The following is a 20,182-nucleotide window of genomic DNA, read 5'->3' as shown; positions in this document are numbered from 1 at the left end:
ACCGTCAGTCCAAATGATGGGAATGCAGTCTCAATATGCGGCCGGACTGCGTACGGTGATCCCATGCCGTCCCGACACGAAGGGGTGGGATCCGCCATGCCGGAACCACAGGAGACCGCCGTCTACACGCACGGGCACCACGAGTCGGTGCTCCGTTCACACACCTGGCGGACCGCCGCCAACTCGGCCGCGTACCTGGTGCCGTCGCTGCGCCCCCACATGAAGATCCTCGACGTCGGGTGCGGGCCGGGGACCATCACCGCCGACCTGGCCGGGCTCGTACCCGACGGGCAGGTCACCGGCGTCGACCGGGAGCCGGAGATCCTCAAGCGGGCCCGTGCCACGGCCGCCGGGCGGGGGCTGGCCAACGTCGACTTCGCGGTCGCCGACGTGCACGCCCTGGACTACCCGGACGACACGTTCTGCGTGGCGCACGCCCACCAGGTGCTGCAGCACGTCGGGGATCCGGTGGGGGCGCTGCGTGAGATGCGGCGGGTGCTGAAGCCCGGCGGCTTCGTCGCCGCGCGGGACGCCGACTACGAGGCGATGACCTGGTTTCCGGCGTCCGAGGGGCTCGACCGCTGGCTGGACCTCTACCGCCGGGTCGCCCGGGCCAACGGCGGCGAGCCGGACGCCGGGCGACGGCTGAGGGCGTGGGCGCTGCGGGCCGGGTTCACGGACGTCACGGCGACCTCCGGCACCTGGACCTTCGCCACCCGGGAGGAGCGGGCGTGGTGGAGCGGGCTGTGGGCCGACCGGACGCTGGCGTCGGCGTACGCGGACCGGGCCGTGCAGGGCGGGCACGCGAGCGAGGCGGAGCTGCGGGCCGTGGCCGACGCCTGGCGGGAGTGGGGGCGGCGGGAGGACGGCTGGTTCAGCGTCCTGCACGGAGAAATTCTCTGCCGAAAGGACGCCTGAAACGCGGATTCGGGGACACCCTAAAAGCAGGAGGTTCGAATTATGGTTCCCATCCTGCTGGTGCTGCTCCTGGCGTTGGTTCTGTTCGGCGCCGGATTTGCAGTAAAGGTTCTCTGGTGGATCGCGCTCGCGGTTCTCGTTGTGTGGCTGCTGGGATTCTTCGTCCGTGGCACGTCGGCGGCCGGAGGCAGGGGCCGCTGGTACAGGTGGTGAATTAGCCCCCGTCGCGGGGCAGCAGCGGTCCGAGCGGCCCGAGGTCCAGATTGAGGTCCTCGGGCCGCAGTCCGTAGCGATCGCGCAGTTCCGCCATCCGCTCCTCCAGCAGCATGAGCGTGAGGCCGATCCGCTCCTCCTGGTCCTCGCTCAGATCCCCCACGTCGAAGCGGCGCAGCGCCTGGCGCTCCATGAGCTGGCGCAGCAACTCCACCACCGTGAGCACGAGTTTGACCAGGTCACGCTCGACGGTGTCGGGTTCCAGGTCCAGCCGGTTGCGGCGCGGCCGCGGGTTCTGCGCGGGCTGGTCGGACGACGTCACAGCAACTCCTCGAACGGGGAGGGCACCTGGGCGTTCACCGAGCTGATGAGCGCGTTGAGGTCGATACGGACGAGGTCGACGTCGGCGATGCGCAGCGTGATGTCCCCCGTGATCACGACACCGCCGGCGAGCAGCCGGTCGAGCAGGTCCACGAGGGCGACCTCACGGCGTTCCACTACGGTCACGGATTCTCCCCGTCGGTCATGTGGCCTCCCCGGCGAATGAATAGGCCGCCCAAGGGCCGGTGAGTTCGACGCGCATTCCGGGCACCTCGCCCTTCGTACGGTCCACCATTTCCACGAATTCCTCGGAATGCGCGCGCGGCACGAGATAGGCCGCGTTCAGTACGTTCCGTCCGGTCGCCTTGGAAAGCGCAGGGTTCTGCGGGGGATGCAGCCGGGAATCTTCCGCGAATGCGGAAAGCTTCTCGTGCAGCCGGGTGGAAAAGTTTTCCGCCTTGTGCCACATCTCCTCGTGCGACCGGGTCTGCATACGCCGCTGCCGCAGGTAGTCGCGGCCCGACGTGGCCTTCTGCGCGGGCCGGGCGCTCTCCTGCGGTTCGGACTCGGCATACACCTTCACGCCCCATTCGACCCGGCCCTCCAGCCGGTCGAGGGTGCGCAGGAAGTCCTCTTCGCGGGCCTCGATCATCGTGCGTACACCGCTGTCGTCCCGGAAGACGGTGCCCAGCCGCAGCGGCAGCGGCGTCGTGACGGTGGTGAGCGCGTCGATCACGCCCTGGTGGGCGCGGGCGGTCTCGGTGAGCCAGTCCAGGTCCTCCAGATGGGCGCGGAGCGGTTCCTCCGCGAAGTCCCGCTCCGGTACGTGGCTGACCACGGCCACGAGGCCGTGATGGGTCAGCGCTCTGGGCGGATCGCCCGCGACCCCGGACAGCTGGGACTGGAGCGGCGTGCCGAAGGGGCGGCAGACGGCGTAGACGTACCGCAGTCCGGTCACGGTGCCTCCTTCTTCCGCGCGCGGCCGGGCTCCAGTTCCTCCAGCCGGGCCAGCCTCTCGCGCAACTCGGCGTTCTCACGGGTCAGTTCATCACGGCGGGCCCGCGAGCTCAGTGCCGGGTCGCTCTCCCACCAGTCGATGCCCATCTCCTTCGCCTTGTCCACGGAGGCCACGATCAAACGCAGCTTGATGGTGAGGAGTTCGATGTCGAGCAGGTTGATGCGGATGTCGCCCGCGATGACGATGCCCTTGTCGAGTACCCGTTCCAGGATGTCGGCGAGGTTGGCGCCGCTTCCGTGGCCGTAGGGTTCGGGCATCCTGCTGGGCGTTGTCATCGACGGCTCCCGCCTTCGGCGTACTCTTCTTCGTCCTCGGCGGCCTCGTCCTCCTCGTACTCCCCTTCAGGCTCTTCCTCGGGCTCTTCCTCGGGCTCTTCCTCGTCCTCGTACTCGGCCTCGGCTTCGTCCTCGTACTCGCCCTCGGGTTCCTCCTCGTCTTCCTCTTCCGGCTCCTCCTCGTCGTACTGGTCCTCGGACTCCTCGGACTCCTCCTCGGCGAGCGCGTCCTCATGGCTGCGGACGACCTCGCCGTCGCGGATCTCACCGCGCCAGCTGTCCTCCACCTCGCCCTTGATCGTGATGAAGCGGACGAAGTTCTTCAGGTCGAGCCGCGCGCGACGGCCCTGAGCACGCCAGATGTTGCCGGTCTTCTCGAAGAAGCCGGACGGGTAGTACTCGATGACCAGCAGGACGCGCGTGAGGTCGTCGGTGAGCCGGTGGAAGGAGACGACGCCCTTCGTCGTGCCCTTGGCGCCCTCCGAGTTCCACGCGATGCGGTTGTCCGGCACCTGCTCGGTCGTGTGCGCCTTCCAGCTGCGGTTGGACCACCAGACCTTCAACTGCCAGTCGGAGTGCGTGTCGTCGTCACGGCTCGCGCTCTTGACGCCCTTCGCGAAGGTGCTGAAGTCCTGGTACTGCGTCCACTGATCGTACGCGGTGCGCAGGGGCACGCCGACGTCGATGTGCTCGATGATGACGGTCGGCTTGTTGCCGGAACGGCCCTTGCCCTTGCCCGTGCCCTTGCCGCCGCCCAGGTTCTTGAAGGCACCTGTGACCTTGTCCTTGAGGCGTGACCCGCCGGTCTCCAGCGCGGCGCGCAGCGGCCCCTTGCCCTCGGCGAGCTTGCGGCCGCCGTCGAGGGCGAGCTTGGCGAAGCCGGGGCTGTTGCCCTCGGCGATGTCGTTCAGTCTGTTGGTGGTCTCGCCGAGCTTGCGGCCCACGCCGGTCAGCATGCGGGTGGCCTGCGCGGCGACGTACTCCTGCAACTCGGCCTTCAGCCGGTCGGCGGCCTCGCTGTGGGCCACATCGGTGAGCGGGTTCTTGCCCGCTCCGTTCGCGGCGGAGGTCGCTGATCCGAGAGCGTCGGTCATCCCTCACCGCCTCCCTTCGGCAGCCGGGTCCGGGAGCTGCCGCCCCTGCTCCCGGCCGTGGTCTTCTTCGCCGCCGCCTTCTTGCCTGCCGTCTTCTTGGCGGGGGCCTTCTTGGCCGGGGCCTTGCGCGCCGCCTTCTTCGCGGGGGCCTTCTTGGCCGGGGCCTTCTTCGCCGCCTCCCTGGCCGGGACCTTCTTCGCCGCCTCCTTCGGGGCAGGCTCCGGCTCCTCGTCGTCCTCCGGGCCAAAGTCCTCGGGCTCCTCGTCCCCGGCGTCGGCGTCGCCCGCGCCGGGCACCGCGCCCGACAGCTGGTCGCGCACCTGGGCCGTACGGCCGTGCAGCCGGTCGGCCAAGGCGTCGATCTGCCGCTCGACCATGGCCCCGGAGGCCGCCTTGCCGACCCCGCGCAGGTCCTGCCGCAGCTGGTCCCCGATCTCCTTGACCTGCGGATTGTTCCGCAGTTGCTGCTGGACCAGGTCCGCGACCATGCGCGGACTCAGGTTCATCTTCTTCCCGGCCACCAGGCCGCCGACGGCCACCGCCATCTTCAGCTTCTTGGTCCGCCCCAGGAGGTATCCGGCCCCCACGGCGAGCCCCAGTCCCACTCGGTTCATGGTGTCGTCCCGTTGCCCGTTCCCGCGCTCCCGCGCGAAGCGATCTCCAACCGGTCGAGGAGGTCGTCCTCGAGGCGGTCGAACTCCTCCTCGGTGATCTCACCGGCCTCCAACTGCTCCTCCAGACGGGAAAGCTCGGCCCGGACCGTGGCGGGGTCGTAGTAGATCCGCTCAGCCTCCTGGAGCACCTGTCTGATGGCCCAGGCGCTGCCGCGCGCCGGTGCGAACGGCAGCAGCAGCACCTCCGAGATCAGACCCATGTCGTCACCCCACTCCGGTGTCCGTACCGCTCGCCACGGTGCCCGCCGGCTCGGTCGGGCCGGGCTCGACGAAGCTGTACGGCGGCAGCGGCCCGTTGACCCGCACCTCCAGGTGCGGCAGTTCCTTGCGGGCCTCTTCCACGGCAGCCAGGAAGGTATCGGCCGACTGCCGGTCCACCAGGAACGACACGTTGGCCAGCCAGCCGGTGGACTCGGGGCCCACGCTCACGGCGTCGGCGGCCGGTTCCAGTGCACGCTGGACCGCGGCTGCGTCCTCGGCCTCCCGGGCCTTGACGGCGGCCGCGACCATCTCGCCGAGCCGGATCTTGTCGTCGTAACTGCCGCCGCCCGCTTGGCGGTTGGCCTCGGCGAGACCGCGGATCTCCGGGTTCTCGGCCATCACCTGGTGCAGTACGGCCTCTTCGACGTGATTGGCCTTGACGTTGTACTCGACCCGGCCGTCGAGGGCCCGCAGGCGCTCCTTGTAGTGCTCGGCGCGCTCGGCGAGGACCGAGGTGATCGAGTTGTCGTCCGGGGCGACGCTGCCGAACCGCATGGGCAGCACACAGCCGGCCGCACCCGCCTCGCTGAGCACGTTCTGGTGGGCGAGCAGGTCCTTACGCTTGGGCCGCAGCCCTTCTGGTGCCTCGCTGACGACGGCCGCCAGGTCGCCCTCGCGCAGGATGCGCACGGGGCGTGGCGGGTCACCGACGCCGCCCATGCCCTCGGGGAGCCCGGGGTGCGAGCTCGCCGCGATGCCGTAGACGTAGGTGCTCACTCCTGTTCCTCCTTCCGGCGGGCGGACGTGCTCTTACGGGCTCGCGGACGGGACTCGGTCTCCTGTTCGGAGCCTTCGGAACGCGCCTGCTTGAAGGCGTCGGAGATGGTCTCGGCGGCGCCGGACAGCGCCCCCTTCGACTTGCCGCGCGCGCCGGACTCGGTCATCTCCCCGACCAGGTCGGGCAGGCCCGGGTCCTTGCGCGGCCCGGCCTCCAGGTCGAGCCGGTTGCACGCCTCGGCGAAGCGCAGATAGGTGTCGACGCTGGCGACGACGACACGAACGTCGATCTTGAGGATCTCGATGCCGACCAGGGAGACTCGCACGAATGCGTCGATGACGAGCCCCCTGTCCAGAACGAGTTCGAGCACGTCGTAGAGACCGCTGCTGCCGCCTCCGCCGCCGGTCTGCTGTGCCGGTACGACTGTCATGCCGGATGTCCCTCCTTGTCTGTGGGTGCGGGTCCGGTCGGGCGGCCTAGTGACCGCCGGTCCTTCGCGGGTCGGACCGCCCCCGCTCGTAGCGGCGGACGCGCCGGTAACCCGTGAGCTGCCCCTGGGCGTCGAGCTCGACCTGATAGCTCGCCATCAGGCTCATCGTGTCGGGCACGCGCTCGAGTTCGAGGACCTCGACCTCCAGCGCCCAGCCCTGCTCGGTCTGCTCGAAGGACGACACGGACTCGGCGGTCATGCCGGTGAGCTCCGCGAGCTGGCCGCGCGCCTGGCGCAGCACCTCCATGGGGCTCGGCCGGTCGTCGGCCGCGTTGTCGGTCGGGTTGCGCGAATTCCGAGAGCTTTGAGAGTCTTGAGATTTCTGTGAATTCTGTGACTCTTGCGTGTTTCTTGTGTTCGACATGGCCACCTCCCCCTCCGTGTGGCCGCAAGAGTGTTCGCCAAACCTCTACGGGCGCACCCATCTGCCACCCGCCGGGGGACGCGGGCGTGGCTCAGCCGCGCAGGGCGTTCAGCCGACGCCGGGCCGGTCCCAGTGCCCGGCCGCGGGTCAGCAGCCCCGTCCAGGGGTTGGTGCGGGCCTGCTCGACGGCGTCGGCGACGGTCCAGCGGCGGGCGTGCAGCTCGGGGTCGTCCAGCTGGTCCCAGGTGATCGGGGTGGCCACGGGCGCGCCCGGCCGGGGCCTAACCGTGAACGGCGCGACGGCGGTCTGCGCGTAGGCGTTGCGCTGCACGTCGAGGTAGAGCCGCTCCCCGCGGTCCTTCTTGCGGGCGGCGGTGGTCAGCCGGCCGGGGTGGGCGCCGGCAAGGGTGTCGGCGACGTCGTGGGCGAACGAGCGCACCTCATCGAAGTCGTGCCGGCCGTTCAGCGGCACGATCAGGTGCAGCCCGCGCGATCCGGTGGTCATCAGCGCCGAGGGCAGCCCCAGCTCGTCCAGCAACTGCCCCAGCAGCCGGGCGGCCCCGCGCACGGCGTCGAAGTCGTCGCCCGCCGGGTCCAGGTCGAAGACCAGCCGGTCGGGGTGGTCGACGCTGTCGGCGCGGGACAGCCAGCGGTGCAGGGTGATGCTGGCCTGGTCGGCCAGGTAGAGGAGGGTGGCGGTGTCGTCGCAGACGACGTGGCGGACGGTGCCGCCCTCCTTGGCCACCTCGGCGCGGGTGATCCACTCCGGGTAGTGGTCCGGGGTGTTCTTCTGCATGAACGTCGGCCCGTCGAGCCCGTCCGGGTGCCGCTCCAGCATCAGCGGACGGCCGCGCAGGTGCGGCAGCATGAAGGGCGCGACGGCCCGGTGGTAGTCGACCAGATCGCCCTTGGTGTACTCCTTGGCGTCCCCGCCGCCGGGGAAGAGCACCTTGTCCGGCCGGTGGACCTCCACGGTGCGGCGGCCGGCCCGCACCCTGCGCGTGCCGTCGCCGCCGCTCACGGCACGACCGCCTCCTCCACCAGCAGCCGCCCGGCCGCCGCGATCGACTCGGCGTCGATGCCCGCGGCGTGCAACTGCTCGTCCGGGGAGGCCGAGCCGGGCATGCCGCGCACGGCGAGGCGCGCCAGGCGCGGTACGGGGCGTCCGTCGGCGAAGGCCTCCAGGACGGCGTCGCCGATGCCGCCCTCCGGGTGGTGGTCCTCCACGGTCACCAGGCAGCCGGTCTCCTCGGCGGCCCGGCGCAGCGCGGCCCGGTCGACGGGCTTCACGGAATACAGGTCGATCACCCGCGCCCGGATGCCCTCCCGCTCCAGGGCGTCGGCGGCGGCCAGCGCCTCGTGCACGGTGACGCCCGCCGCGACGAGGGTCAGCCGGTCGCTGTCGGAGGAGCGCAGGACCTTGCTGCCGCCGACCGGGAAGTCCTCGTCCGGGCCGTAGATCACCGGGCTCTCGCCGCGCGAGGTGCGCAGGTAGCGGACGCCCTCCAGGCCGGCCATCGCGCCGACGAGCCGCGCGGTCTGGTTGGCGTCGCAGGGGTACAGCACGGTCGAGCCGTGCACCGCCCGCATCATCGCCAGGTCCTCCAGACCCATCTGACTGGGCCCGTCCTGGCCGATGGCGACGCCCGCGTGCGAGCCGACGAGGTTGATGCCGGAGCCGCTGACGGACGCCATCCGGACGAAGTCGTAGGCCCGGGTCAGGAAGGCGGCGAAGGTGGCGGCGTACGGCACCCAGCCGCGTGCCGCGAGTCCGACGGCCGAGGCGACCAGCTGCTGCTCGGCGATGTAGCACTCGAAGTAGCGGTCGGGGTGCTCCTTGGCGAAGAACTCGGCGCGGGTGGAGTCGCCGACCTCGCCGTCCAGGGCGACGATGTCGCCGCGGCCGGTCCCGAGGGCGGCAAGGGCCTCGCCGAAGGCGTTGCGGGTGGCGACCTCCTCGCCCTTGTCCCAGGTCGGGAGGTCGAAGTTCCCGGTGTGGACGGAGTGCAGCATGCGGGCGGCGGACGGGGCCTGCACCTGGACACGCAGGTCGCGCGGACCGCCCAGTTCGGCGATCGCCTCGTCCGCCTCGGGCAGCGGCTTGCCGTGCAGTCCCTCGCGGTCCTGGACGCCTTCGACGCCCTTGCCCTTGAGGGTGCGGGCGAGGATCGCGGTGGGCTGGCCCTTGGTGGACAGGGCCTCGCCGTAGGCGCGGTCGATCGCGTCCACGTCGTGCCCGTCGACCTCGATGGTGTGCCACTCGAAGGCCTGGAAGCGGCGGGCGTAGGCGTCCAGGTCGTGGCCGTGCCGGGTCGGACCGCGCTGGCCGAGCCGGTTGACGTCGACGATCACGGTGAGGTTGTCCAGGTGCTCGTACCCGGCGTGCTCGGCGGCCTCCCACACGGACCCCTCGGCCAGCTCGCTGTCGCCGCACAGCACCCAGGTGCGGTAGCCGGTGCGGTCGAGCCGCTTGCCGGCCAGCGCGATACCGACCCCGACCGGCAGGCCCTGCCCGAGCGAGCCGGTGGCCGTCTCGACCCAGGGCAGGCGCTGCGGCGTCGGATGCCCTTCCAGGCGGCTGCCCAGCTTGCGGAAGGTGAGCAGCTCCTCGTCGTCGATGGCGCCGGCCGCCTTGTACGCGGAGTACAGCAGCGGGGAGGCGTGGCCCTTGGAGAGGACGAAGCGGTCGTTGCCCGGGTGGGCCGGGCGGTCGAAGTCGTAGCGGAGGTGATGCGCGAGCAGCACGGCCATCAGGTCGGCCGCGGACATGGAGGACGTCGGATGCCCGGAGCCCGCGGCGGCGGCAGCGCGGACACTGTCCACGCGCAGCTGCTGTCCGATGTCGGTGAGTTCACCGGTGTTCATGAGTCTCCTTTCGCGAAGTCGTCCGGCACGTCGGTGCGCTTGACCGGACCGGGGGCGGTGTCGGGCCCGGGGGGCGGCTGACCGGGCGGGGGCTGCGGGGCGGGCTCGGGCTGATTCCTGGCGGGCTCACCGCCGGGCTGGTTCCTGGCCGGCTCACCGCCGGGCTGATTCCTCGCCGGCTCACCACCGGGCTGATTCCTGGCCGGCTCGCCACCGGGCTGGTTCTTGGCAGGTTCGCGTCGGGGCTGCCGGGCGGGCTCACCGTCGAGGGGTCCCTGCGCCGGGTCGCCCCCGGGCCGGTTCCCGGACGGTTCACCGTCGGGCTGTTCCTCCTCCGGAGGACCGCCCCGCCGCCCCTGCGCGGAACCGCCCCACAGCGGCCCCTTCGCCGGCTCGTCGGCCGGCCAGTTCCTGGTCGGTTCGGTGCGGGGGCGGCCCTTGGCCAGCTGATCCTCCGAGCGGCGCTGCGCGGGCCCGGATCCGGGGTGGTTGCGCGTCGCCCTGGATCCGGGGTGCCCCTTCGCGGGTTCGTCGCCGGCACCGCCCTGCGAGGATCCGGCGCCGGTCCCCCCGTCGTGCGTGTCGGCCGCGATCGCCGCCCCCGGCCCCGAGCGGGCGCTCGCCTCCGGCCGCTGCTCCCGGCCGCCCGGCACCCGGGCCAGCTCCGGCGAGGACGTGTCCAGCGGCACGGACCAGGACCGGACGAGGCCCAACTGCACGGCCTGGCGCGGCAGTACCGCGTCCAGCAGCCAGTCGGCGGCGACCCGGACGCGGTTGCCGGGCATCGAGGCGAGGTGGTAGCCCCGCGTCACCGCACCCGCCGGCACGCCGGACAGGGGCACGCCGAGCGGGTTGGCGGCGGCCTTCGCACCGCCCAGGTCGACCACGAAGCCCAGGTCGTGATGACGGTAGGGCTTGCGCGCGCCGCCGAGGCCGAGCGAGGCGGCGACGTTCTCAGCCGCGACCTTGCCGTGCCGCCAGGCGTGCTGCGCGGTCATCGTCGTGTAGCTCCCCGGCTTCTCCAGATCCGGCACCGCGGCCACGTCACCGCAGGCGAACAGCTCGGGCCGGCCCGGCACCTGGAGGTGCGGGTCGACCAGCAGCCGCCCCTTCTCCATCGGCAGCCCGAGCGACTCCACCAGCGGATCGGGCCGTACGCCCACGCACCACACCAGCGTCCGGCTCTCGACGAACTCGCCGTCGGTCAGCTCGACCCCCTCGTGCGTGGCCTCCTTCACGGAGGTGCCCATCCGCACGTCCACGCCGCGCTGCCGCAGCACCCGGTCGGCCGTGGCGGACAGCTTCTCGTCCATCTCGGGCAGCACCCGCGGCGCCACGTCCAGCAGCATCCAGCGCGGCCGCATGCCCTGCCGCAGCGGGTGCTTGCGGACCTGCGCGTCGGTGAACATCTGCCCGTGCGCGGCGACCTCCGTACCGGTGTACCCGGCGCCGACCACGACGAAGGTGCACCGCGCGGCGCACGTCCTGGGATCGTCGTCGGCGGCCGCCAGCTCCACCTGCCGGGTCACGTGGTCGCGCAGGTACAGCGCCTCCGGCAGCCCCCGGAAGCCGTGCGCGTGCTCGGCGACACCGGGGATCGGCAGCAGCTTGTTGACACTGCCGGCGGCGAGCACCAGCCGGTCGTAGGCGAGTGAGCCGCCGTCGCCCTCGGGCCCGGTGTAGTGCAGGATCCGTCCGTCGAGGTCGATCCGGTCGGCCTCGCCCAGCACCAGCCGTACGTCCGGCAGCGAGTCCGAGAGGGAGACCGTGACCCGGCGCGGTTCCAGCACACCGGCCGCGACCTGGGGCAGCAGGGGCACATACAGGAAGTAGTCGGTGGGGTTCAGGAGAGTGATGTGCGCCCGGCCCCGGGTTATGCGGGACAGGGTGCGGGCGGTGCGGTACCCGGCGAAGCCGGCACCGACGATCAGGATGCGGGGTCGACTCACGGTCGCTCGCCTCCGGCGCTGTCGCGTAGCTCGGGAGCCTTCCGCGTCCCCCTGGCCAGGGCACCCAAACGTCCGCCGGGCTCCTCCCGCGCCGAACGCGGCCGGTTTCCGCACCCGCGCCCGGGTACCCGGTGCGGGATACGGACCACCGACGTCGCGGAGGCACCTCCCCATGCCCGAGTACGGTTATTTCCTCTCGTGCGAGCAGTACGGCCCCGCCGAGCTGATCGAGCAGGCGCGGATGGCCGAGCAGGCCGGGTTCCAGGCGCTGTGGATCTCGGACCACTACCACCCATGGAACGACGAACAGGGGCAGAGCCCGTTCGTGTGGTCGGTGATCGGCGCGCTGTCCGAGGCGGTGTCCCTGCCGGTCGAGACGGCGGTGACCTGCCCGACCGTGCGGATGCACCCGGCGGTGGTGGCGCAGGCCGCGGCGACCAGCGCGGTGATGACGGAGAACCGCTTCCGGCTGGGCGTCGGCTCCGGTGAGGCGCTCAACGAGCACATCCTCGGTGACCACTGGCCGCCGGCCCATGTCCGTCTGGACATGCTGGAGGAGGCCATCCAGGTGATGCGCCGGCTGTTCACCGGCGAGGAGGTCGATCACCACGGCCCGCACTACACGGTCGAGAACGCCCGCCTCTACACGGTCCCGGACGAGCCGATCCCGATCGACATCTCCGGCTTCGGCCCGGCGGCCACGCAGCTCGCCTCCCGCGTCGGAGACGGCTACATCACGATCCAGCCGGACGAGACGATGGTGGAGCAGTACCGCAAGGGCGGAGGCGGCGGAAAGCTCGTCAGCGGCGGCACCAAGGTCTGCTACGACACCGACAAGGACGAGGCCGTGAAGACCGTCCACCGGCTCTGGGCGAACGAGCAGCTGCCCGGCGAGCTGGGCCAGGTGCTGCCCTCGCCGAAGCACTTCGAGCAGGCGCAGCAGCTGGTCACCGAGGACATGGTGCGGGAGAACCGGGTATGCGGCGACGACGTGGACGAGCACGTGGCCGAGCTGAAGCGGTTCGCCGACGCGGGCTTCGACCGGGTCTACGTCAACCAGATCGGCCCGGACCTGCGCGGTTTCTTCGACTTCTACCGCACGAAGGTGCTGCCGCAGCTCCAGCAGGCCGTCTGAAGCTCCAGCAGGCCGTCCGAGCGGGGACTTCACGACCGGCGGGCGTCCGCACGTTCACCGGCACCGGCGGGCGTCCGCACGTTCACCGGCGGGCGTGCCCCGCCAGTTTGCGTGCGGCCAGGGCGCCCGCCGCCCCCACGGTCAGGGCCGCGCCCATCCGCCGCCGGTTCCGTGAGACCCACTGCTGCGGGCTGTCGTGGACGGCCTCGTCGTCGAACCGCCCGTGCGCGCCGAAGTCGTGGCCCTGCCGCCCGTCCGCCGGGGCCCACAGGTTGGCCGGTCCGTCGGGCCGGTCCTCCTCCTGCTGGGACGAGAAGCCGGTGCGCGCCAGGTAGCGGTCGAGCAGCCCGGGGGCGACGGCGTTGGCGAGGAGCGTGGCGGCCGTGGAGGCGCCCACCCAGTACTCCCGGCGCCCGGCGTGCGAGGCCGCGTACACGATCGCCCGGGCGGCGACCTCCGGCTGGTACACGGGCGCGACCGGCCGGGCCCGGCCCCGCATGCGGTTCAGCACCCAGTCGAACTGCGGGGTGTTGAGGCCGGGCAGCTGCACCATCGTCGTCCGCACCCCACTGCGCTCGTGCAGCAGTTCGCAGCGCAGGGACTCGTTGAACCCCTGGATCGCGTGTTTGGCCCCGCAGTACGCCGACTGGAGCGGGATGCCCCGGTAGGCGAGGGCGGAGCCGACCTGCACGATCGTGCCGCGGTCGCGCGGCAGCATGTGGCGCAGGGCGGCCCGGGTGCCGAACACATAGCCCAGGTAGGTCACTTCGGTCACACGGCGGAACTCGTCGGGGCCGATCTCGGTGAAGGGCGCGAAGACGCCGGTGAAGGCGTTGTTGACCCAGACGTCGATGGGGCCGAACGTGTCGACGACCTGCTGGGCGGCGTCGTCGACGGCCTCGGCGTCGGAGACGTCCACGCTGATGACGAGGGCCTCGCCCCCGGCGCGGCGCACGTCGTCGGCCGCGGCGGCGAGCCCTTCCGTGCCCCGGGCCAGCAGGGCGACGCGGTCGCCCCCGGTGGCGAAGGCGCGGGCCGTGGCCCGTCCCACGCCGCCGCTGGCGCCGGTCACGACGACGACGCGGCCGTTCGGTGTCTTTGTCGTGCGCATTTCCGGTCACACCCCGCGGGGAGGAACGTCGGGCTCGTCCGCCGGCCGCGGGGGCACCACGCCCGGGGCGGGCCCGCCGGCGGCGCCGGCGACCGGTCCGGCGGCGGGCGGGGCCGGCGGCACCGGCGGCACACCGCCGGGCACCCCGGTGCCCGGGCCGGTGCTCTCGTGTCCCGGCATCATGCCGGCCGCCTGCGCCGCGCCCGGGCGGGACGCGGACGGGCGGGCCATGCCGCGCAGCAGGTACGCCAGGGCGCCCAGGATCACGGCGGTGATCAGCGCGGCGGCCCAGTCGGGCAGGCCGAGGGCGAGGGCCAGTCCCACGGCGAGTGCGAGGGCCGCGCCCGCGTACAGGGCGAGGGCGCCGGACGCGGCGTACAGCGTCGCCTTGCGGCGCTGCCTGCGCGTCTGCTCCCGCAGTTCGTCCCGGACGGTCTCGCGCGCCACCTGTGCCAGCTCGTCGACCAGATGCTTGTCCAGATGCTCCAGGTGATCCAGCGGCTTCATACCCGGCCGGGTACCCTTGCCCCCCGCTGCGTAACTAGGCTCGTCTCATGGAGATTCTGGGTGCCACACTGCGCGTCTGCGTCGACGACCTCGAGACCGCGATTCCCTTCTACGAGCGGCTGGCGGGCGGCTCAGCCCAGCGCTTCGAACGGGGCGGTGTCCACGTGGCGGCGATCGGCTGCTTCCTGCTGATGAGCGCTCCCCCGGCCGAACTGGAGCTGCTGCGCAAGGTGGCCGCGACGATCGCCGTGACGGACGTCGAGGAGACGCACAAGGTGCTGACCGAGCTGGGCGCCCACATCATCGCGGGACCCATCTCCTCACCGGCGGGCCGCAACCTGATCGCCCTGCATCCGGACGGGTCGGTCTACGAGTACGTGGACCGCCAGGCGTGATCCCGGCCGGGGCCCGGCTCAGCGCCGCCCCGGCTCCTCGGTCATCTCGGCGGTGAGCGCCCAGCGCTGGTGGTCGCGCCAGGCTCCGTCGACGAAGAGCAGGTTCGGCGAGAAGCCCTCCAGGCGGAATCCGCCGCCGCGGGCCAGGGCGATCGACGCGGCGTTCGCGGGCTGGACGTTGATCTCCAGCCGGTGCAGCCGCATCGGCCCGAACGCGTACCGCACCACGAGGTCCAGCCCTTCGCGCATCAGCCCCCGCCCGGCGGCGTGCGCGAAGGCGCCGTAGCCCAGCGCGCCGGACTGGAAGCCGCCCTCGACGATGTTGTTGATGTTGATGAACCCGGCGATCGACCCGTCGCCCTTCTCGCAGACCAGGAAGCCGGCCTTGGACGGGTCCTCGATCAGCCGGGCCGCGTACGCGCGGTACGCCGGTGCGCTGTCGGGCGGGAACAGCCACGGCTGGTGCAGGTCCTTGCTCTGACGGGCGCGGGCGGTGAACTCGGCGCCGTCCTCGTGGGTGAAGTGGCGTATGCCCACCCGGGGGCCTTCGGCGAGGTAGCGGGATGCGTTGTGCGGCACCCCGCCACAGTAACCGCGCCGGCGGTGTCCCTTCAGAACGTGGCGGCCTCAGGACCCGGCGACCGGCAGCCGGAGCACGCCGGGCTCGCGCGGCCCGCCGGCCACGGTCACCGGCTTGATCCCCCGGTTGCCGATGCGGGAGGCGTCGCTCACCGCGATCACGAACCGCAGCCGGTGCCCGGTGTCGCCCTGAGCAAGAGGGTGCCGGGCACGCTCAGCTCAGGGCGGGCACGTCCAACGTCAACGTGCCCGTGCCGGCGTCCAGTTCGGCCGGAACGCCGAGGGGCAGGGTCAGCGCGCCCTCGCCGTGCCCGAACCCGAACTCCTCCACGACCGGGACACCGAGGCCGCCGAGCCGGTCGGCGAGCACCGCGCGCAGCTCCTCGTACGGGCCGCATCCCGCCCAGGAGCCCAGCACGATCCCGGCGACCCCGTCCAGCCAGCCGCTGCGCAGGAGTTGGGTCAGATACCGGTCGACGCGGTACGGGCTCTCGCCCACGTCCTCGATGAGCAGCAGCCCGCCCAGGGCGCCGGTGAGGGCGTGCGGAGTGCCGAGGTCGCTCGCGAGCAGGCTGAGGCAGCCGCCCAGGGTGACGCCCCGGGCCCGTCCGGGCACCAGCGCGGTGCCGCCCGGGGACACGGCGGTGACGGTCCGCACGGACTCCGGGTCGAAGAGGGTGGCCCGCAGATGCTCCTGCGCGCGGGCGTTCTTGAGGAAGTCGACACCGGCCGCCGCCGGGCCGTACAGGGTGACCAGGCCGAGGCGGGTGGCGAACGCCTGGTGCAGGACGGTGATGTCGCTGAACCCGGCGAACACCTTCGGGCCCGCCGCCCGCATCGCCTCCCAGTCGAGCAGGTCCACCATGCGCTGCGCCCCGTAACCGCCCCGGGCGCACAGCACGGCGGCGACGGCCGGGTCGCACCAGGCGTTCTGCAGGTCGGCGGCCCGCTGGGCGTCCGTGCCGGCCAGGTAGCCGAACTCCCGGTGACGGCCGAGCACATGGGGTGCCACCACGGGGTCGAGGTCCCAGCCGCGCAGGACGTCGAGCCCGGCCTGAAGCCGCTCCTCGGGCACGGGCCCGCTGGGGGCGACGACGGCGACGCGGGCGCCGGGTGCGAGTCGGGGCGGTCGCAGCAGAGGTCTCACTTCTCGAGCTCCAGGGTCGGGACGCCGGGCGGGTTCAGTCCGAACACCTTGGCGTACAGGGAGAGTTCGGCCTCCAGGGCGCGCACCATGGTCTCCGCCCGCCGGAAACCGTGCCCCTCCCCCTCGAAGGCGAGGTAGGTGTGCGGCACCGGCCGGTCCCCCAGCTTGGCCAGGAACCGCTCGCACTGGACGGGCGGGCAGATCACGTCGTCCAGGCCCTGGAGCAGCAGGAACGGCACGGTGAGGCGGTCGGCGTGGGTGGCGGGCGAGCGCTCCGTGTAGCGCGCGGGCACGTCGGCGAGCGGCCCGATCAGGCTCTCCAGGTACCGCGACTCGAAGTCGTGGGTCTCGCCCGTGCCCCAGCCGGTGAGGTCGAGGACGGGGTACTTGATCGTGCCACAGGCGTAGACGTCGGTCGTGGTGAGCGAGGCCGCCGCGGTCCAGCCGCCCGCGCTGCCGCCCCGGACGGCGAGCCGGTCGCGGTCGGCGGTGCCCTCGTCGGCGAGGGCCAGCGCGACGGCGGCGCAGTCCTCGACGTCCACCACGCCCCACTGCTCGCGCAGCCGTTCGCGGTACGCGCGGCCGTATCCGGTGGAGCCGCCGTAGTCGACCTCGGCGACGCCGATGCCGCGCGAGGTGAAGTAGGCGATCTCCAGGTCGAGCACGAGTGGCGCGCGGGCGGTGGGCCCGCCGTGCGCCCAGACGACGTACGGCGGCAGCTCGGCGGCGGGCGCGGCGCAGCCGGGGTGGTGCGGCGGGTAGATGTGGGCGTGGATGTCGCGCCCGTCGGGGCCGGTGAAGGTGCGGATCTGCGGTTCGGGGTAGTACGCGGGGTCCACGGCGTCGTCGTGCTCGGCACCGATGATCCGGGCGTGGCCGGTGCGGGCGTCCAGCTCGACCACCTCGTAGGCGCTGCGCGGGCCGGCCCCGACGGCGACGACCCGCTCGCCCTGTGCCGCGAGGGTGGGCGCGAACTCGGTCCAGGGCCCGGCCGCGTCGACGACCTCCCCGGTCTCCGGGTCCAGGACGCCGAGGGCGGTGGCGCCCCGGCCGTGCACGACGGCGATCAGGCCGCTGTCGAGGGGCGCGAACCAGCGCATGCCCAGTTTCCACAGCGCCCCGGCGAACTCCTCCTCGCGCGGGCACACCGGCTCCCCGTCGAGGTAGAGGTTCCACCAGCCGCTGCGGTCGCTCGCGTACAGCAGGCGGCCGTCGTGAGTGAAGTCGGCCTGCGCGATGGACTCATCGGGCCCGCCCGCCACGGTCCGGGCGCCGTGCAGGGTGCCGTCGGGGCCGATGTCGGCGAGGAGCAGTCCGGTGCCGTCCCACGGCATGCGCGGATGGTCCCAGGCGAGCCAGGCCGCCCGCCGCCCGTCGGGCGACAGCCGCGCTCCGGTCACGAACCGGTGCCGGTCGTCGGTGAGTTCGCGTACGGCGTCCCGGTCCCGGGCGGCGGAGCCGTCCAGCGGTACGGCGGCCAGGACGCGGCGCACATCGGTGGGCCCGGGGCCGGTGAACTCCTCCAGCACGCACCACACCTCGCCCCGCTCGGGCCGCAGTCGCGGCTCGGCCCAGCGCAGTCCCGCGCCCACGTCGGACAGGGGTGTGAGCGGAAGGGGCTCGCCGCCGGGTTGGTGCCGGTACAGCCGTTGGTCGGCGTAGTTCACGAACACCACCAGCGGGCCGTTCTCCCCCGGGAGGGCGGCCCAGGGATGTCCGCCGTACTCGATGACCCGGCTGCGCACGTTGAACGGCGCGGGCGGCAGCGGCTCCTGCGTACCGTCGGCATGCCGCCGCACCAGGGTGCGCCGGCCGCCCTCGGCGGGGCGCGGCTCGGTCCACCACACCTCGTCGCCGACGAACCCCACGTACTCGGGGTGCCCGTCGTGCGCGGCGGCCATGGCCGCGTCGATGGGCGAGGGCCACGCCCCGTACGGCAGCGTCCGCACCGTCTCCCCCTCCGCCTAGACGGTCCGCAGGAACCGGTCGAGCACGCGGACGCCGAAGTGCAGTGCCTCGACGGGGACCCGCTCGTCGACGCCGTGGAACATGGCGTTGTAGTCGTAGCCCTCCGGCAGCTTCAGTGGTGTGAAGCCGTAGCCGGTGATGCCGAGGCGGGAGAACTGCTTGGCGTCCGTGCCGCCGGACATGCAGTACGGCACGACGTGCCCCTCCGGGGCGAACTCCTCGACGGCCGCCCGCATCCGGGCGAACGTCACCGAGTCCACCGGCGCCTGGAGGGCGACCTCGTGGTGGTGGAACTCCCAGTCCACGTCCGGCCCGGTGAGCAGGTCGAGGGTGTCGCGGAACTCGTCCTCACCGCCGGGCAGATACCGGCCGTCCACGTGCGCCACGGCCTCCCCGGGAATCACGTTGATCTTGTAACCGGCGTCCAGCATGGTCGGGTTGGCGCTGTTGCGGACGGTCGACTCGACGAGCCGGGCGGCCGGTCCGAGCTTGTCGAGCAGCCGGTCCACGTCGGTGAGGTCGGGCTCGATGCCGTACAGCGCGGCGAGTTCGGTGAGCGCGGCGCGCACGGTCGGGGTCAGCCGCAGCGGCCACTCGTGCTCGCCGATCCGGGTGATCGCGGCGGCGAGGCGCGTCACCGCGTTGTCCTTGTTCACCTTGGAGCCGTGTCCGGCCCGGCCGCGCGCGGTGAGCCTCAGCCAGGCGGTGCCCCGCTCACCGGCCGAGACGGGGTAGATCTGCCGCCCCGCGCCGTCGTGGAAGGTGAAGGCCCCCGACTCGCTGACGCCTTCGGTGCAGCCCTCGAACAGCGCGGCGTGTTCGTCGGCGAGGAACCCGGAGCCGTCCTCGGCGCTGGCCTCCTCGTCGGCGGTGAACGCGACGACGATGTCCCGCCGGGGGCGGACGCCGTGGCGGGCCCAGGAACGGAGCACGGCGAGGATCATCGCGTCCATGTTCTTCATGTCGACGGCGCCGCGTCCCCAGACGACCCCGTCGCGGATCTCCCCGGAGAACGGGTGCACGCTCCAGTCGGCGGCCTCGGCGGGTACGACGTCCAGATGGCCGTGGAGCAGCAGCGCGTCGGCCGAGGGGTCGGTGCCCTCGACACGGGCGACGACGTTGGTGCGGCCCTTGGTGCGCTCCAGGAGTGCCGGCTCGATGCCGGCCTCGGCGAGCCGCGCGGCGGCGTACTCGGCGGCGGGCCGCTCCTGGCAGTCGCCGCCGCCCCGGTTGGTGGTGTCGATCCGGATCAGGTCGGACGTGAACGTCACGACCTCCTCCAGCGCCCGCCGGTCCGCCTGCTCAGCCATACTGCTCCTCCACCGCGGCCGAGACGATCGTGGTGACCGCCTTGAAGGCGCGGATGCCCTCGTACATGGTCTCGCTCGTGTACGCCACCTTCCGCTGCCCGATCCGCTCCACACCCGGCACGACGGTGGCGGCCATGGCCAGGTGCTCGGCGTCGAACTCCACGGCGACGGTGAAGGGACCGCCGTGCACGGGTCGGTGACGCACCGCCAGTGATGCCGCCTCCTTGGCCGCCGCCCGGATGTCGGCCGCGGTCCTGGCGGGCGTACGGCACACGGCCGCGTACCGCGAGACGTGGTCCTTCACGGCGACCTTCAGCGCCTCGGGCGCGTACCCGAGGGCGTCCTCGCAGGCGACGTCGTCCCCCGTGACCAGCACGACCGGTACCCCGAACTCGGCGACGACATGGGCGTTGAGCAGTCCCTCGCTCGCGGGTACGTCGTTCAGCCACACGCCGGTGATCTGGTTCGCGAGGTAGGTGTGCGCGAGGACGCCCTCCATGCCGGCGCCCGCGTGGTAGCCGAGGAACGCGATGCCGTCCACGTCGCCGTGCTGCACGCCCTCCACCATGGACAGCGCCTTGTGCCGCCCGGTGAGCAGCTGGGCCCGTTCGTCCAGCTGCTCCAGCAGCAGATTACGCATGGTCGAGTGCGCCTCGTTGATGATCACCTCGTCGGCGCCGCCGTCGTGGAAGCCGAGCACGGCGGCGTTGACGTCGGAGGTGAAGAGCGAGCGGCAGCGTTCCCACTGCGAGGCGCCCGGCAACACGTCCTCGGGCCAGGTGACGCCGGTGGCGCCCTCCATGTCGGCGCTGATGAGGATTCTCATGACGAGCCGTCCCCCCGGATGGAGATCTTCATGGTTCGTCACGT

24 protein-coding genes are annotated in these 20,182 nt (G+C 72.4%); 4 read left to right on the top strand and 20 right to left on the bottom strand.

Annotated elements, in window-relative coordinates; translation table 11 throughout:
* The first annotated feature begins 96 nt into the window (after positions 1 to 96).
* Both ACFZDA_RS04010 and ACFZDA_RS04005 read left to right on the top strand, forming a co-directional pair.
* Entirely contained in the window at positions 97 to 918 is an 822-nt protein-coding gene (locus ACFZDA_RS04010; protein WP_391074408.1) for a methyltransferase domain-containing protein, read from the top strand.
* 42 nt (positions 919 to 960) lie between these two features.
* Entirely contained in the window at positions 961 to 1,131 is a 171-nt protein-coding gene (locus tag ACFZDA_RS04005) for a hypothetical protein (RefSeq protein WP_010038701.1), read from the top strand.
* A gap of 1 nt (position 1,132) precedes the next feature.
* On the opposite strand, the gene ACFZDA_RS04000 is transcribed toward ACFZDA_RS04005, so the two are convergent.
* The 13 genes from ACFZDA_RS04000 to ACFZDA_RS03940 form a co-directional block, all read right to left on the bottom strand.
* Positions 1,133 to 1,453, bottom strand: a complete 321-nt coding sequence (locus tag ACFZDA_RS04000) for a gas vesicle protein K (RefSeq protein ID WP_306961607.1) — start codon at positions 1,451 to 1,453, stop codon at positions 1,133 to 1,135.
* On the bottom strand, positions 1,450 to 1,638 hold the full coding sequence (locus ACFZDA_RS03995) for a gas vesicle protein (protein WP_003994122.1): 189 nt from the start codon (positions 1,636 to 1,638) through the stop codon (positions 1,450 to 1,452). The genes ACFZDA_RS04000 and ACFZDA_RS03995 overlap by 4 nt, the downstream gene beginning before the upstream one ends.
* A gap of 16 nt (positions 1,639 to 1,654) precedes the next feature.
* Positions 1,655 to 2,410, bottom strand: coding sequence for a GvpL/GvpF family gas vesicle protein (locus ACFZDA_RS03990; protein WP_391074404.1), 756 nt, complete (start codon positions 2,408 to 2,410; stop codon positions 1,655 to 1,657).
* A complete protein-coding gene (locus ACFZDA_RS03985; RefSeq protein ID WP_391074401.1) occupies positions 2,407 to 2,745 on the bottom strand; it encodes a gas vesicle protein GvpJ in 339 nt (112 codons plus the stop codon). The genes ACFZDA_RS03990 and ACFZDA_RS03985 overlap by 4 nt, the downstream gene beginning before the upstream one ends.
* The gene (locus ACFZDA_RS03980; RefSeq protein ID WP_391074398.1) at positions 2,742 to 3,839 is read right to left on the bottom strand and encodes an SRPBCC family protein; all 1,098 of its coding nucleotides are present in this window, start codon (positions 3,837 to 3,839) and stop codon (positions 2,742 to 2,744) included. Before ACFZDA_RS03980 ends, ACFZDA_RS03985 begins: the two co-directional genes overlap by 4 nt.
* Positions 3,836 to 4,453, bottom strand: coding sequence for a DNA primase (locus tag ACFZDA_RS03975; protein WP_391074395.1), 618 nt, complete (start codon positions 4,451 to 4,453; stop codon positions 3,836 to 3,838). The genes ACFZDA_RS03980 and ACFZDA_RS03975 overlap by 4 nt, the downstream gene beginning before the upstream one ends.
* Positions 4,450 to 4,713, bottom strand: a complete 264-nt coding sequence (locus tag ACFZDA_RS03970) for a gas vesicle protein GvpG (protein ID WP_391074392.1) — start codon at positions 4,711 to 4,713, stop codon at positions 4,450 to 4,452. Before ACFZDA_RS03970 ends, ACFZDA_RS03975 begins: the two co-directional genes overlap by 4 nt.
* Positions 4,714 to 4,717: 4 nt before the next feature.
* Complete coding sequence (locus tag ACFZDA_RS03965; protein ID WP_391074389.1) at positions 4,718 to 5,491, bottom strand: GvpL/GvpF family gas vesicle protein; 774 nt, start codon at positions 5,489 to 5,491, stop codon at positions 4,718 to 4,720.
* On the bottom strand, positions 5,488 to 5,922 hold the full coding sequence (locus ACFZDA_RS03960) for a gas vesicle structural protein GvpA (RefSeq protein WP_010038714.1): 435 nt from the start codon (positions 5,920 to 5,922) through the stop codon (positions 5,488 to 5,490). Before ACFZDA_RS03960 ends, ACFZDA_RS03965 begins: the two co-directional genes overlap by 4 nt.
* 46 nt (positions 5,923 to 5,968) lie before the next feature.
* Positions 5,969 to 6,346 carry a gas vesicle protein GvpO gene (locus ACFZDA_RS03955; RefSeq protein ID WP_391074385.1) on the bottom strand — a complete coding sequence of 126 codons (378 nt, stop codon included), beginning with the start codon at positions 6,344 to 6,346 and terminating at the stop codon, positions 5,969 to 5,971.
* Positions 6,347 to 6,437: 91 nt separating this feature from the next.
* The gene (gene ligD / locus ACFZDA_RS03950) at positions 6,438 to 7,367 is read right to left on the bottom strand and encodes a non-homologous end-joining DNA ligase (protein ID WP_391074383.1); all 930 of its coding nucleotides are present in this window, start codon (positions 7,365 to 7,367) and stop codon (positions 6,438 to 6,440) included.
* Positions 7,364 to 9,211: a transketolase gene (locus tag ACFZDA_RS03945; protein ID WP_391074380.1), complete on the bottom strand. Its 1,848-nt coding sequence runs from the start codon at positions 9,209 to 9,211 to the stop codon at positions 7,364 to 7,366. Before ACFZDA_RS03945 ends, ligD begins: the two co-directional genes overlap by 4 nt.
* Complete coding sequence (locus ACFZDA_RS03940) at positions 9,208 to 11,160, bottom strand: FAD-dependent oxidoreductase (RefSeq protein ID WP_391074377.1); 1,953 nt, start codon at positions 11,158 to 11,160, stop codon at positions 9,208 to 9,210. The genes ACFZDA_RS03945 and ACFZDA_RS03940 overlap by 4 nt, the downstream gene beginning before the upstream one ends.
* 172 nt (positions 11,161 to 11,332) lie before the next feature.
* Here ACFZDA_RS03940 and ACFZDA_RS03935 point away from each other — a divergent pair, with 172 nt between their 5' ends.
* The gene (locus ACFZDA_RS03935; RefSeq protein ID WP_391074374.1) at positions 11,333 to 12,295 is read left to right on the top strand and encodes a TIGR03557 family F420-dependent LLM class oxidoreductase; all 963 of its coding nucleotides are present in this window, start codon (positions 11,333 to 11,335) and stop codon (positions 12,293 to 12,295) included.
* An 82-nt stretch (positions 12,296 to 12,377) separates the two neighbouring features.
* Here ACFZDA_RS03935 and ACFZDA_RS03930 read toward each other — a convergent pair whose 3' ends face one another.
* Positions 12,378 to 13,406 (bottom strand): SDR family oxidoreductase, encoded by a 1,029-nt coding sequence (locus ACFZDA_RS03930; RefSeq protein ID WP_391074371.1) that lies wholly within the window; start codon positions 13,404 to 13,406, stop codon positions 12,378 to 12,380.
* A gap of 6 nt (positions 13,407 to 13,412) precedes the next feature.
* Entirely contained in the window at positions 13,413 to 13,913 is a 501-nt protein-coding gene (locus tag ACFZDA_RS03925; protein ID WP_391074369.1) for a phage holin family protein, read from the bottom strand.
* 47 nt (positions 13,914 to 13,960) lie between these two features.
* Between ACFZDA_RS03925 and ACFZDA_RS03920 the strand changes: the two genes are divergently transcribed.
* Complete coding sequence (locus tag ACFZDA_RS03920) at positions 13,961 to 14,308, top strand: VOC family protein (protein ID WP_391074366.1); 348 nt, start codon at positions 13,961 to 13,963, stop codon at positions 14,306 to 14,308.
* An 18-nt stretch (positions 14,309 to 14,326) separates the two neighbouring features.
* Here ACFZDA_RS03920 and ACFZDA_RS03915 read toward each other — a convergent pair whose 3' ends face one another.
* The 5 genes from ACFZDA_RS03915 to ACFZDA_RS03895 form a co-directional block, all read right to left on the bottom strand.
* Complete coding sequence (locus ACFZDA_RS03915) at positions 14,327 to 14,887, bottom strand: GNAT family N-acetyltransferase (RefSeq protein ID WP_391074364.1); 561 nt, start codon at positions 14,885 to 14,887, stop codon at positions 14,327 to 14,329.
* 214 nt (positions 14,888 to 15,101) lie between these two features.
* Positions 15,102 to 16,034: an LD-carboxypeptidase gene (locus tag ACFZDA_RS03910; RefSeq protein ID WP_391074360.1), complete on the bottom strand. Its 933-nt coding sequence runs from the start codon at positions 16,032 to 16,034 to the stop codon at positions 15,102 to 15,104.
* On the bottom strand, positions 16,031 to 17,935 hold the full coding sequence (locus ACFZDA_RS03905) for a prolyl oligopeptidase family serine peptidase (protein WP_391074612.1): 1,905 nt from the start codon (positions 17,933 to 17,935) through the stop codon (positions 16,031 to 16,033). The genes ACFZDA_RS03910 and ACFZDA_RS03905 overlap by 4 nt, the downstream gene beginning before the upstream one ends.
* A 63-nt stretch (positions 17,936 to 17,998) precedes the next feature.
* Entirely contained in the window at positions 17,999 to 19,312 is a 1,314-nt protein-coding gene (locus ACFZDA_RS03900) for a M20/M25/M40 family metallo-hydrolase (RefSeq protein WP_391074358.1), read from the bottom strand.
* Positions 19,305 to 20,138, bottom strand: a complete 834-nt coding sequence (locus tag ACFZDA_RS03895; protein ID WP_391074355.1) for a M55 family metallopeptidase — start codon at positions 20,136 to 20,138, stop codon at positions 19,305 to 19,307. Before ACFZDA_RS03895 ends, ACFZDA_RS03900 begins: the two co-directional genes overlap by 8 nt.
* Positions 20,139 to 20,182 lie beyond the last annotated feature (44 nt).

Origin of the sequence: Streptomyces sp. NPDC007991 (assembly GCF_042958445.1) — a bacterium.
In the GTDB taxonomy this organism is placed as follows: Bacteria; Actinomycetota; Actinomycetes; order Streptomycetales; family Streptomycetaceae; genus Streptomyces.
This window is presented reverse-complemented; position numbering and strand designations above follow the sequence as displayed.

What these genes read in the sequence shown, in the direction of transcription:
- ACFZDA_RS04010 (WP_391074408.1), top strand. Translation starts at nt 97, where the DNA reads ATGCCGGAACCACAGGAGACCGCCGTCTACACGCACGGGCACCACGAG.
- ACFZDA_RS04005 (WP_010038701.1), top strand. Translation starts at nt 961, where the DNA reads ATGGTTCCCATCCTGCTGGTGCTGCTCCTGGCGTTGGTTCTGTTCGGC.
- ACFZDA_RS03985 (WP_391074401.1), bottom strand. Translation starts at nt 2,745, where the DNA reads ATGACAACGCCCAGCAGGATGCCCGAACCCTACGGCCACGGAAGCGGC.
- ACFZDA_RS03980 (WP_391074398.1), bottom strand. Translation starts at nt 3,839, where the DNA reads ATGACCGACGCTCTCGGATCAGCGACCTCCGCCGCGAACGGAGCGGGC.
- ACFZDA_RS03975 (WP_391074395.1), bottom strand. Translation starts at nt 4,453, where the DNA reads ATGAACCGAGTGGGACTGGGGCTCGCCGTGGGGGCCGGATACCTCCTG.
- ACFZDA_RS03970 (WP_391074392.1), bottom strand. Translation starts at nt 4,713, where the DNA reads ATGGGTCTGATCTCGGAGGTGCTGCTGCTGCCGTTCGCACCGGCGCGC.
- ACFZDA_RS03960 (WP_010038714.1), bottom strand. Translation starts at nt 5,922, where the DNA reads ATGACAGTCGTACCGGCACAGCAGACCGGCGGCGGAGGCGGCAGCAGC.
- ACFZDA_RS03955 (WP_391074385.1), bottom strand. Translation starts at nt 6,346, where the DNA reads ATGTCGAACACAAGAAACACGCAAGAGTCACAGAATTCACAGAAATCT.
- ACFZDA_RS03945 (WP_391074380.1), bottom strand. Translation starts at nt 9,211, where the DNA reads ATGAACACCGGTGAACTCACCGACATCGGACAGCAGCTGCGCGTGGAC.
- ACFZDA_RS03935 (WP_391074374.1), top strand. Translation starts at nt 11,333, where the DNA reads ATGCCCGAGTACGGTTATTTCCTCTCGTGCGAGCAGTACGGCCCCGCC.
- ACFZDA_RS03930 (WP_391074371.1), bottom strand. Translation starts at nt 13,406, where the DNA reads ATGCGCACGACAAAGACACCGAACGGCCGCGTCGTCGTCGTGACCGGC.
- ACFZDA_RS03925 (WP_391074369.1), bottom strand. Translation starts at nt 13,913, where the DNA reads ATGAAGCCGCTGGATCACCTGGAGCATCTGGACAAGCATCTGGTCGAC.
- ACFZDA_RS03920 (WP_391074366.1), top strand. Translation starts at nt 13,961, where the DNA reads ATGGAGATTCTGGGTGCCACACTGCGCGTCTGCGTCGACGACCTCGAG.
- ACFZDA_RS03905 (WP_391074612.1), bottom strand. Translation starts at nt 17,935, where the DNA reads ATGGCCGCCGCGCACGACGGGCACCCCGAGTACGTGGGGTTCGTCGGC.
- ACFZDA_RS03900 (WP_391074358.1), bottom strand. Translation starts at nt 19,312, where the DNA reads ATGGCTGAGCAGGCGGACCGGCGGGCGCTGGAGGAGGTCGTGACGTTC.
- ACFZDA_RS03895 (WP_391074355.1), bottom strand. Translation starts at nt 20,138, where the DNA reads ATGAGAATCCTCATCAGCGCCGACATGGAGGGCGCCACCGGCGTCACC.